Source organism: Nocardia sp. NPDC005825 (assembly GCF_040630175.1).
Classification (GTDB): Bacteria; Actinomycetota; Actinomycetes; order Mycobacteriales; family Mycobacteriaceae; genus Nocardia.
Map to the genome: position 1 here is coordinate 19,007 of NZ_JBEXXC010000029.1, position 10,923 is coordinate 29,929.

Annotated in this window: 11 protein-coding genes; 6 read left to right on the forward strand and 5 right to left on the reverse strand. The window is 62.9% G+C overall.

Annotated elements, in window-relative coordinates; translation table 11 throughout:
- Positions 1–538 precede the first annotated feature (538 nt).
- Positions 539–721: a hypothetical protein gene (locus tag ABZ382_RS36095; protein ID WP_357098738.1), complete on the reverse strand. Its 183-nt coding sequence runs from the start codon at positions 719–721 to the stop codon at positions 539–541.
- 710 nt (positions 722–1,431) lie between these two features.
- On the opposite strand from ABZ382_RS36095, the gene ABZ382_RS36100 reads away from it, so the two are divergent.
- The 3 genes from ABZ382_RS36100 (at position 1,432) to ABZ382_RS36110 (ending at position 4,294) form a co-directional block, all read left to right on the forward strand.
- The gene (locus ABZ382_RS36100; protein WP_357098741.1) at positions 1,432–2,169 is read left to right on the forward strand and encodes a hypothetical protein; all 738 of its coding nucleotides are present in this window, start codon (positions 1,432–1,434) and stop codon (positions 2,167–2,169) included.
- Positions 2,170–2,478: 309 nt separating this feature from the next.
- Entirely contained in the window at positions 2,479–2,826 is a 348-nt protein-coding gene (locus ABZ382_RS36105) for a hypothetical protein (RefSeq protein ID WP_357098744.1), read from the forward strand.
- Positions 2,827–3,691: 865 nt separating this feature from the next.
- Positions 3,692–4,294: an HNH endonuclease signature motif containing protein gene (locus tag ABZ382_RS36110; RefSeq protein WP_357098747.1), complete on the forward strand. Its 603-nt coding sequence runs from the start codon at positions 3,692–3,694 to the stop codon at positions 4,292–4,294.
- Between the two features lie 71 nt (positions 4,295–4,365).
- On the opposite strand, the gene ABZ382_RS36115 is transcribed toward ABZ382_RS36110, so the two are convergent.
- The 4 genes from ABZ382_RS36115 to ABZ382_RS36130 form a co-directional block, all read right to left on the reverse strand.
- Positions 4,366–5,316 carry an LPO_1073/Vpar_1526 family protein gene (locus ABZ382_RS36115; protein WP_357098750.1) on the reverse strand — a complete coding sequence of 317 codons (951 nt, stop codon included), beginning with the start codon at positions 5,314–5,316 and terminating at the stop codon, positions 4,366–4,368.
- A gap of 83 nt (positions 5,317–5,399) precedes the next feature.
- Entirely contained in the window at positions 5,400–5,684 is a 285-nt protein-coding gene (locus tag ABZ382_RS36120; protein ID WP_357098753.1) for a hypothetical protein, read from the reverse strand.
- A 143-nt stretch (positions 5,685–5,827) separates the two neighbouring features.
- Positions 5,828–6,283: a hypothetical protein gene (locus tag ABZ382_RS36125; protein ID WP_357098756.1), complete on the reverse strand. Its 456-nt coding sequence runs from the start codon at positions 6,281–6,283 to the stop codon at positions 5,828–5,830.
- A gap of 159 nt (positions 6,284–6,442) precedes the next feature.
- Positions 6,443–7,300 (reverse strand): exodeoxyribonuclease III, encoded by an 858-nt coding sequence (locus tag ABZ382_RS36130; protein WP_357098759.1) that lies wholly within the window; start codon positions 7,298–7,300, stop codon positions 6,443–6,445.
- A 69-nt stretch (positions 7,301–7,369) separates the two neighbouring features.
- Between ABZ382_RS36130 and ABZ382_RS36135 the strand changes: the two genes are divergently transcribed.
- The 3 genes from ABZ382_RS36135 to ABZ382_RS36145 all read left to right on the forward strand — a co-directional run bounded on the left by ABZ382_RS36135 (position 7,370) and on the right by ABZ382_RS36145 (position 10,802).
- Positions 7,370–8,224: an alpha/beta hydrolase gene (locus ABZ382_RS36135; protein WP_357098762.1), complete on the forward strand. Its 855-nt coding sequence runs from the start codon at positions 7,370–7,372 to the stop codon at positions 8,222–8,224.
- Positions 8,225–8,431: 207 nt separating this feature from the next.
- Positions 8,432–9,250, forward strand: a complete 819-nt coding sequence (locus ABZ382_RS36140) for an SAM-dependent methyltransferase (protein ID WP_357098765.1) — start codon at positions 8,432–8,434, stop codon at positions 9,248–9,250.
- Between the two features lie 145 nt (positions 9,251–9,395).
- The gene (locus ABZ382_RS36145; protein ID WP_357098768.1) at positions 9,396–10,802 is read left to right on the forward strand and encodes a family 1 glycosylhydrolase; all 1,407 of its coding nucleotides are present in this window, start codon (positions 9,396–9,398) and stop codon (positions 10,800–10,802) included.
- The last annotated feature ends 121 nt before the right edge of the window (positions 10,803–10,923 follow it).

Here is a 10,923-nt window from a genome sequence, read left to right on the forward strand (position 1 = left end):
AGGCTTGTCGGGCCTGGGGTGATCTCCACATTGGGAGCCCTGGGTAAACCAGGGCGCTAGAACTCCAGTTAACAAGACGATTCGAATCGTCGTTAACTTACGTGGTATCGAGCCTGCGGCGCTGTTCTTGTAGATGTCTGGCCTATGCCGTCCTCCGGGGCCACACGATTTTCCCCCGGCAGGTGTGAGGGGGATAAATCCTGACCCCGTCGCACTTGGCATAGATCCAGCCATGGCGGCCGATTTCAGGATCGGCAACAGCCTCCCAGCGACTCTACATAGTCGCATTCACCTATGAGGTTGGTCACACAACCGACCGGCGAACCTGCCGGATCTCGCTGTGCCCGCGAAACGGACCGATGGCCTTGCGGCGGGACCACGCCGGCATAGCCATTCCCACTGATCACAGCGATTCATCGCCGGGCCCCTAAGCGGACCGGACACCCCAGGGTCACACCGCCCTGGGTTCACCCACCCAGAAAGAAGAACAACCGTGAGCGAAGATTTCATGATGTCCCTTGGTCGGGACGACGAGGACCTATTCTCTGGCCTCCGCCAGGTGCAGGCCGAAGACGACTACTCCGGCGAAGTAGCCGAAGAACCCGTGTGGGTCGAACGACAACGGCTCGACACCGACCTCGATCCTGTGCGACTCCGTAGGCCACGCCAGGACATCCAAGAGTCTGCCCAGGGCGCTGCGGATCTCCTCGGCGCCGGTCACGGGTTCCTGGTGCGTACCGTCACCCGAGACGAGTCCGGATACGTCCAGACCACCTGCAAGGTCTGCGACAGACCTCTACCGCTTCCCCAATCTGAGTGGCTATGCGAACTCGAATACAACAACGGAGCGGCACCAGCCGCGTACTGCGGATGCAATTGGTGCGTGTGCCGACGCCAGTGGGAGGCCCGACAGTTCCGGAACGTGGGCCGTCCTCGGGTTCTGTGTGACGACCCCGAGTGCAAGAAGGCAGATGCCCGAGCGCGCCAGCGTCAGAGCCGCACCCGGAAGAAGCTCGCTGCCGTCTGAGTGTCACAACAATTCACAACTAGTGAGAGGTTCGGTCCGTTCTCTCTGGGTGATTCAGTCGAGGTGCCCCGGTCGTTGTGGCCGGGGCATTCTCTTGGGTGCCCAAAGACAAGCCCTATTCAATGAAAGGAGTAGCGCGTGCCGCGACCACCGTGCTCGCGCCGGGACCATACCGAACGCCGCTATGACGGTCGGTGTATTCAGTGCCAGCGCGATGCACAAGCCAGATACCGTGCCCAGCTACGAGACGCGCGTAAGCGCCTCCGCGAGCTAGAGGGCTGACCAACACAACCCTCGCCTATCAACTTCTTGGCCCTCAGGAATGAACCTGGGGGCCTTTGTCATGTCCGGGGCACAGTTCCCCGATCACCCGAGAGGAAACAACCCAAGTGTTCGCATCCCCGATGGAAACCGCCAACTCTGTGTCCCGCTGGACCTCGCTCGGCGTGGAGCTCCCAAAGTCGCTCGCAGGGGCAATCGACGTGTTCGATGCCTTGCAGTACGTCGAGATCGGTCACCGGCCTGTGTTCGATCTGTCAAAGGTCACCGCGGCCAACGCTGAGGCGGAGCTCAAGAAGTATGCCGCTGAGTACATCTTCACGATCGAAACCACCAACCCGCTCGGCGGTCGTGTCAGCCCTCTCAGCGAAGCGAAGCGCGACGCCGTCGACACTGCCGCTGGTGCGGTTGTGCGTGCTGCTGTCGATGCCGTGCCGGGGATTGTCTCGGCGCTGGAGCCTGCACTATCCGACGCTGCCCATGACTACGCCGACGCTGTAGCCAAGCTGCCGGATGAGATCACTTCCGAAAACCTGGTGGCCGCTGGCGCTTTCGCCGTGGCCGCCTACTCGGATGCACTGGAGGCGCTCCGGCGGATCTCGGTTGCAGAGAGCTGGGTCGCGTCTATCGCCAATCTGCCCGGCCACGGTGGCAGGCCAGACCGTGCGCTGTCGGTGTTCAAGCCAGAGACGTTCATCCAGCTTTCCCGGCTGGATTCCGCGCACGTTCGGGATGTCGACCAAGCACACAAGGCGCTGAACCCGGTCATGGTCGCCGGTGTTCGGAACAGCGTGCCGTTTGGGCTGAACACCCCGGCCGATGCTGCGCGGCTCCGTCGTGAGCTCGAAACCGTCCGCATGTGATCGCGCGGTCTAGGTCCGCCAGGCCAGGCCGATGTACCAAACCATATGAAAGGCCCCCAGCGTGCCAGCTGGGGGCCTTTCCTGTACCTGAGAGAACAAATTTGAATTGGTTCCAGGACCACCGAGGTGCAATGACTCCTCAGGACCGAGAAGCGGCATACGTCGCATGGGCGGCGTATACGCCCGAATGGATCACACCTAGTCGAGATCTCTGGGGGCAGAGATACCAGCGGCCAGCGCCGCCCGCATCTGTAACCCTCAAGACTCTCGCCGAGATTCGCGGCGAACACAACGAATGGAAGTACTGATATGAGCCATACCCCTAATCGTCGCCCCGGCGGCTCTGCCGCAAGCCTGCTACGTGGCGCAATCACGCGCCAGGACCAACCACACGCTGTTACGGGATCGGCGGCCGAAATGCTCCGAGCGTCCATCGCTCCGGCACCGGTCGATGACACGGACGACGAATTGGCGAAACTGCGGGCCCGCGTCGAGGAAATCAACCGTCGGCATACGGCTCCGGCCAAGCCCGCCGCCGATATTCTCAGGGAGGCGATCCAGGGCGGCGACGGGAAGCACATTCCTTTGAATGGTGCGGGTGTGCTTCACGCGATGCTGCGTGGTATCGGCGGGAACGGGACTATCAATGGATCATGAGTGATGCCTAGTCGAGCAATGCAAGAGCAAGGTAATACATGATGACGGATTATTCTGTTCGAAAGTCGGTCGGGCGTTGCATCTCGAACTGTTGCGTATTCAGGACTGGATGATTCGATCGGACTCGGATTGGAAAACGGAGGCCAAAGGGTGGGCAGATGCAGCCGAAGCAGTGGACACAATCCACGCCGTACGTCGCAAAATATCGAATCGCCGCAAGACGCGGGCCCGACGCAATTGCGTCAGACCTGCAGATCAGCCCATAGAAATTCGTCAGGGATATTCGCGCCCTGTCGAGGTGCATGAAGCTGAGATGCCTGGGTCTGTGGGCACCTGGGGACGCTGCCGCGCTGGGTGCCCAGGTGCAGGGAGTGGGCAGGCCCGGGGATAGACGGACATGCAGCGGGTGCACCCTGCCGGGGTGAGGCAGTCAGGGACAGGACCTGGGTATATGCACCGGGGCAGTCCCGGGAGGGTGGCGCGCCACCCCCTTGTCCGGGAATAGGAGGCGGGCCTTCCGAGTAGTGCGCTGGGCACTGGGGATGCCCGGTCTGGGTGAGTGCCGGATCGCCCGTCGAGGGGCATGTGGGGCAGTGCGGCGCGAAGCCCCAGGAGTGTTCTACCAGCGGGTAACTAGGCCTGAGCTGGGATTACCCCTCCGCCGGCATGGGTCCGAGTGCCCCCAGGGGGGGCATACCCTCGCCCCCGCGCGCTTGACCGGCTCGTAATACGGGTTCCCCTACTTGTACGAGTTAATTAGTCGTTTTGACCAAAAGTTCACAGGAAAGGCCCCCGGCTCGAATTGGTTGCCGGGGGTGCTCAAGAAATTTTCAGCATCATCTACAAGTCGATTGGAGATCGAACGATGGGTGTCAGCCGACAAGAAATGCAGCGCCGTACTTCGCTGGAGACGCCGGGAGTTACGCATTACTGCGCCAAGTGCCGCGACGTACGGCCGATCGAGGAATTCTCGAAGTCCAAGAGCTGCCGAGATGGATTGATGACGAACTGCAAGGCGTGCGAGAAGCAGCGCGTTCGCGGCTGGCGTGATGACAACCCGGAACGTACGCGCGAATACGATCGGGAGCGGTACTCCGAGATCCGCGAGCGGAAGGCTGCGTACCTCGCGGAGTACATGTCCAACTATCGCCGTGAGCGGATCGCCAACGATCCTTGGTTTTGGCGGCTGGAGGATGGGATTGCCCGGGCCCGTAAAGCGGGCCGCCCATGGAAGCGGTTCACCACTGAGCAGGTTCTAGCCGACTGGGAACGCCGAGGGGTCGACCCGGAGGCGTGCGCCTACTGCGGCGGGGAGTTCGAACATATCGAGCACATGGTGCCGCTGTCTCGTGACGGCTCACCGGGACACGTCTTGGGGAACCTGGCCCCGTCGTGCGCCCGGTGCAATCTTGGCAAGGACCGTAAGCATTGGGTTGAGTTCCTGGCCGACCGAGCGAATACCCCTTGATCGAGGCCCGATCATTCAGCGCCGGTCACATTCAACGGCGATCGCAAATCTACAAGGAACCAATCCGATAGTCAGAACGCCATCTCAATCGCGGCTTCAACCCTGGATCGCAGGTTAGCATTCGCAATAACAAGGCCAATGGTTGAGAGCTCAATATCGCTAATATTTGTGGATCTCCACACCTCAAACAGCTTCGCCAACTCGGGCACATTGCCGACAAGATCAGTCTCGACTTCTGCCTCGGTGAGCAGGTTGGCAATCATCAGGTCGTTGAGCGCCTTTATCTCAATTTCCGAAAACTTGCCACTTTCAAGTGTGATCTTCCAATTAGTAGAAGCCAATGTGGCGATTTGCTTTCGCCCTGGGGTTCTCACCGAGTCGACAATTGCGCCATCAATATCGAAAATCTCGTTCGGCACATTATCCACAGGCACCCCGTACGTGAAGAGACCAGGGTACCGGTCTACCAGAATCGACGCGAGGGATGGCCGATCGACAAGTTCGAGCCAACCAACACCTAAGCCCTGCATATGCCGGTAGTCCACAGCTCCTGCGGGTAGTTCATGTAGGAACGGGAGAATCCACTCCCGAAATCCGTGGTACATCTTTTCAGGGGTACTCCAATTGAACGGAAAAAGTTTCAGGCAGAATATTACACTCAGCGCGTTCATTTGAGCTTCAGTAAGCTTAGGCGCTACATTAATCGCCTCTGCGACACTGATCGCATAAGATGTCCTGCCGCTTTGCATGGAGAGGTCCACTACTAAGTCGACCAGTACGCTTCCCAGGTCAGCGTCCCCACTGGTGGCATACTCAATCTGAGCAGATTGCAGCGCACGCTGCATTCGTGGCTGCTTCAATGAGTCCGCGAATTCTGGAGCCCTGTCCATCTGGCGAAACATGTAGTTCTCAAGCAGCTCGAATGCGCGTTGTTCGACCACCCCTCTCGCCGTGGACTGAAATTTTTCGAATTCTGGACGCATAACCTCAGTGCAAATACGAACAACTTCCGACGCTGTCACGCCGTCGGTGTAGTAGACGTTGCCGGCCGCCTGTATTTGACGCGAATTACTGCCTCCAGCTTGCCGCTGTCCCCACCACCCCATCATTTGGTGTCGCCCATGCCGCCTTCGACTGTCACATCTCCGGCGGACTGAATCGATCGCGAATGGTTACCTGTCGTAAGCGTCTGGCGGACGCTGTTCGTCTGATCAGGCTTCTTCGCGCCGCTCCTCGCGCCCCAGGGAAACATGAAGAAGCAAGCGACCACGGCGGCCACACCGATGGCGACGAACACCCAGCGGGGCCAGCTGTGAACGAACGGTACGAGCCCGACGACTAGAGACAGGACGGCGAGGAAGGCTGTTCCGAACCACTTGAAGTACACCATGATCGCCACCCCGGATCTGTTGGTTGTCGAGCGAAGTCCGCCGAATCATACTCTCGCGCTCGGAGTCTCAGGGCCCACGCAGCAGGTATGTCCGGATCGTTCCAGCGCAACTCCGGCACGCTTGTCACACCAGCCCGCCAGGATCAATCAGCGTGTTCGGCCTTGGCCAACGCCGCTTTTAGTTCGGCTACAGCCGTTTTGATCGCGTTCGCAAACTTGTCAGCTGCATCGTTGGCGCTCGCTGGGTCATCGTGAAGGACAGCGTCCGCGGATCCGATCACCACTCTCGCTGCCGCAGCGGCTTTCTCGAATCCGAGCACCTCAAGCTTGGTCAATGTGGCTTGGGCCTGGTAAGCGAGCTTTTTACGCTCAGCTCGGTTCGTGGAATCTGCGAGGACGCTGTTCACGGCGAGGTGCATCTCAGAGGCAGCTTCCAAGATGAGGTCCGACCGCCTTTTGCGCCGCTCTGCCTTCCGCTGCTCCCCGAGGTTCTTGAGCACGCCGAGATAGGCGATCGACGCGGCGACTACGGCGAGAGCGCCAGCGCCGAGTGTGGCCCGGGGCTGAGTCAGGGTGAAGTCCAGAGCCTCACAGATCATGGGGCACAACAGTATCCGCGCATGCGGGATCTTGCTCGCTGCTAGCCCTGAAGTACCGTCTTTGGCGCAAATCGGCCCATGGAGGTACAGCCCCCAGCCCCGAAGGGGTGCGGATACAGCAACACCCTCGGTAGTCCACCGAGGGTGTCACATGCATCTCTAGGCTTCTGCCATCGCCATCAGGGGCTCATCGACCGGGTACCCCGGAAGCTGACTGAACGTGACGGTAACCGGGGCATGGTCCGACCAACGCTCGGCATATGTCGCTGCTCGCTCAACCTGCGCGGCGATCGCGAACTGTGCGATAGAGTGTTTTGCGTAAACCGTGTCGATCCGCCATCCGGCGTCGTTGTCGAACGCGCGGCCGCGGTAGGAGTGCCAGCTGTACGGTCCCGGCACGCCCGGGTGCAGGTCTCGCACCACGTCGGCGTATCCGGCGGCCAGCATGGACGACACCCACGCGCGTTCCTGCGGCAGGAAGCCCGCGTTCTTGACGTTGCCCTTCCAGTTCTTGATATCGAGTTCGGTGTGCGCGACGTTCCAGTCGCCCATGATCACGAACTCGCCGGGGTGGGCCAGCATGCGCGCGCCGATGGCGTCGAGGAAGCGGTACTTCTCGTCCTGCATCGGGGTGTCGGCCTCGCCGGTGTGGACATAGACGCTGGCGACGGTGAGGTCCTCGAAATCGGCCTCGACATAGCGGCCCAGGGTGGCGAATTCCTCGACGGGCGACCAGGTTCCGTCGGTGAGCAGGCCGACCCCGATCCGCACCGCCTCCGGCTGGTGCCGGGACAGGATAGCCACGCCCGCCCGGCCCTTCAGACCGGGTTCGGCATGGCTGAGGAACCATCCGGCGTCCAGCGCGGGCGCTAGTGCGCTACGGGTTTGCTCATCGGTCGCTCGGGTCTCCTGCAGGCAGACGATATCGGCCTCGGTAGCGGCCAGCCACTCGAGCAGTCCCTTGCCCGAGGCGGCACGCACTCCGTTCACGTTGCACGTACTGATGATTTTCGCCACTTCACGACCGTACAATGCCCCTTACCGACTCTCTTCACGGACATCGAGGTCCAGGAAGGGGTGACGACGATGACGTCAGGCACCGCCAAGCCCTCCACCCCGCGCGCGCCCGTTCGGGCCCTTCACACCGGCTCCGGTGAACCACTGCTCCTCCTGCACGGATTCATGCTGTCCCCGCACTGCTGGGAGCAGGTGGCGCAACGTATGGCCGGCCATTGCGAAGTGTTCGCTCCCGCCTTCACCGGACATTGGGGCGGGCCCGAGCTCGAGGGCTGGTTCATCGATATCAGCGCCCTTGCCGACAAGGTCGAGGACCAGCTCGACGAGATGGGCTGGCGCACCTGCCATATCGCGGGCAATTCGCTCGGCGGCTGGGTCGGCTTCGAACTCGCCCGCCGCGGCCGGGCCCGCACCCTCACGGCGATCGCGCCCGCAGGCGGCTGGCAAACCCCGTCGCTGCTGCAACTGCGGGTGGGGGTGAAATTCGCTGCGATGGTGCCGTTCGTGGAGATCGGCAAGCATCTCCCCGACGCGATCACCTACAGCGGCCTCATCCGGCAGGCGGTGGCCCTGCTGCTCACCAAGAACACCCAGGCGGCCTCGCGGGCCGGGCTCGAGGCGGTCATCACCGCGGGCCTGCACTGCCAGGCCATGCTGCCGATGCTGGTGAGCGGCTTGCGTTTCCCCGCCCTCGAGCAGCTGTCCACGCTGAGCACGCCGGTGCGGCTGCTGCTGTGCGAGAACGACCGGATCATCCCGAATCGCGTGTACGCGAAGCGTTTTCTCGAGGAACTCCCCGAATCCACGGACCGCATCCTGGTCCACAATGTCGGGCATGTCCCGATGCTGGAAGCCCCGGACCGGATAGCGACCCTGATCGCGGAACACGTGTACGCCAGCCGCACCCGCCTGCGCGCGGTCTAGTAACCGGTAACTGCGCGCCGGAAAGCGTTCAGTTACATACGATTACCACGGATCCACATCGCTGGTTCGCGGCCCGTCTCGTTCTGGACTGAGCGGAGCGGGGGAGCGAAGCGGAGGAGCGGAGGGAGGGAAGAACGAGACCTCCAGGGCCGCGAACCCGCCCGTAGCGAAGCGGAGGGCAAATCAGGCACGGAACGGGGTAAGAGGATGATGGAACAACCGCAGATCGATCAGTCCAAGCCCAGCATCGCCCGGGTGTACGACTACCTGTTGGGCGGCAAGGACAATTACGCCGCCGACCGGGCGATCGGGGACTTCTTCATCAAGGATCTGCCGGGGTCGGTGGATATCGCGTACGCCAATCGCAATTGCCTGGTGCGCGCGATCGGCGAGATCTCCCGCGCGGGCATCACCCAGTTCATCGACATCGGCAGCGGGCTGCCCACCGCCGACAATGTGCACCAGGTGGCGCAGCGGCACCAGACCGATCCACACGTGGTCTACGTCGACAACGACCCGATCGTGCTGGCGCACGGCCGCGCGCTGCTGGAGACCGACGAGTACACCACCGTGCTGCACTCGGACCTGCGCGACTCCGAGGAGATCCGCCACCATTCGGAAGTGGAGCGGCTCATCGACTTCGACCGTCCGGTGGCGGTGATCTTCAGCGCGATCCTGCACCACCTCAACAATGACGAGAAGCCGGAACAGATCGTCCGTTACTGGGCGGACCAGATCCCGTCCGGCAGCATGCTCTACATCTCCCACTTCCGTTCCGGCTTCAACGAGGAGACCCGCCTCGCCGAGCAGAAGCTGCAGGCCAGTTTCGGCCGCGGCCGCTGGCGCTCCGACGAGGAGATCCTCGCCCTTTTCGGCAACCTCGAGATCCTCGAGCCCGGCCTGGTCCCCTGCCCCCTGTGGCGCCCCGAACCCACCGCCGAGGGCGTCTCCCGTATCGGCGGCGACCACCATGACCTGAGCGTCTGGGAGCAGCTGATCTCCGCTGCCCTGGCCCGCAAGCCCTGATCGCGCCCGAATCCTTCCCGAAATCCGATCTGAAATGAGTTCTAGTCGAAAGGGTCCCATTCTGGACGATTGACCAGTAGAGTCTGGGCGGCCAGCCCAGCGGCGACACGCCGCGCCCGCACCAGTTCTGGGAGATTCCGTCGCGATGAGAGCTACGCGCGTCCTGTGTTCGATCCTGTCGGCCGTGGCCATCGTGGCGGGTGGGTCCGCCGTGGCCGGATCGGCGCCGGACACCGGCAGCGCCGGGACGGGGTCCGCGGGGTCGGGCAGTTCCAGCGGGTCGGGGTCGGGGAGCGCCAGCGGGTCGGGAACCGGCAGCTCCGGCGCGCCGACCACCGTGAATCCGTTCGGGCCCGACTTCCTGTGGGGCGTCGCCATTTCCGGCTTCCAGTCCGAGGGGCACGCACCCGACAGCAACTGGAGCCGGTACGCGAACTCCGGGAAAGCGCACGACCCCTATCTGAACTCGGTCAACTTCTACGACCGGTACGCCGAGGACATCGACCTCGCCGCGGGCATGGGCCTGAAGGTCTACCGGCTCAGCATCGAATGGGCGCGGGTGCAGCCCAAGGCCGGGGTGTGGGACGACCGGGACTTCCAGTTCTACGACTCGGTCGTGCAGAAGATCCGGTCGGCGGGCATGCGGCCCATGCTGACCCTCGACCACTGGGTGATTCCGGGCTGGGCCGCGGACCGCGGCGGGTGGAAGAAGCAGGACATGGTCACCGACTGGCTCGCGAATATGCGCCGCGTCGTCGACCGGTACTCGAGCTACGACCCGATGTGGGTCACCATCAACGAGCCGATGGGCTATGTCGCGCAATCCATCAAGATCGGTGACATCGGGGTGCTCGACGCACCGGCCATGTTCGACCGGATGGTGCAGGCGCACAACAGCATCTACGACTACATCCACACCCGCCAGCCCGGCGCGAAGGTGACCAGCAATATCGCGCAGTACCCGATCGTGCAGGACCTGACCGACCTGCTGTTCGCCGACCGCATCAAGGGCAAGATGGACTTCATCGGCGTCGACTTCTATTACGGCGCTTCGCTCACCCACCTGCCCAGCCCCGCGCTGCTCGGTGACGAACTGTGGAAGAACGCCATCGAACCCGAGGGCATCTACTACAACCTGCGCAACTACACCGAGAAGTTCCCCGGCCTGCCGATCTACGTGGTGGAGAACGGCCTGCCCACCGAGAACGCCGCCCCACGCGCCGACGGCTACGACCGCGCCGACCACCTGCGCGACACCGTCTACTGGCTGCAGCGCGCCAAGGCCGACGGCATGAACGTCATCGGCTACAACTACTGGAGCCTCACCGACAACTACGAATGGGGCAGCTTCTCACCGCGTTTCGGCCTCTACACCGTCGACGCCAAGACCGACCCCACCCTGACCCGCCGCCCCACCGACGCCGTGGCCGCGTTCAAGGACATCACCGCGCGCGGCGGCGTCGCCCCCGACTACCGCCCCACCCGTAAGCCGTCCTTCTGCTCGGTCGCGATCCCGATCGGCGACTGCCTGCGGCCCGTCTCCGTGCCGTAAACCCTTGTCGCACAGAGCGGTGGGGGCCGGGCCACCGGGGCGGGGGCCCCGCCCCCGGGCGGGGGCAGCCCCGCCGCGACGGCGCCCCGGGGGAGGCGGCGCGGCGCAAGAGGAGGGGGAG

Coding starts and splice junctions, on each gene's coding strand:
- ABZ382_RS36100 (WP_357098741.1), top strand. CDS start 1,432: ATGGAAACCGCCAACTCTGTGTCCCGCTGGACCTCGCTCGGCGTGGAG.
- ABZ382_RS36110 (WP_357098747.1), top strand. CDS start 3,692: ATGGGTGTCAGCCGACAAGAAATGCAGCGCCGTACTTCGCTGGAGACG.
- ABZ382_RS36145 (WP_357098768.1), top strand. CDS start 9,396: ATGAGAGCTACGCGCGTCCTGTGTTCGATCCTGTCGGCCGTGGCCATC.
- ABZ382_RS36125 (WP_357098756.1), bottom strand. CDS start 6,283: ATGATCTGTGAGGCTCTGGACTTCACCCTGACTCAGCCCCGGGCCACA.
- ABZ382_RS36105 (WP_357098744.1), top strand. CDS start 2,479: ATGAGCCATACCCCTAATCGTCGCCCCGGCGGCTCTGCCGCAAGCCTG.
- ABZ382_RS36120 (WP_357098753.1), bottom strand. CDS start 5,684: ATGGTGTACTTCAAGTGGTTCGGAACAGCCTTCCTCGCCGTCCTGTCT.
- ABZ382_RS36135 (WP_357098762.1), top strand. CDS start 7,370: ATGACGTCAGGCACCGCCAAGCCCTCCACCCCGCGCGCGCCCGTTCGG.
- ABZ382_RS36140 (WP_357098765.1), top strand. CDS start 8,432: ATGATGGAACAACCGCAGATCGATCAGTCCAAGCCCAGCATCGCCCGG.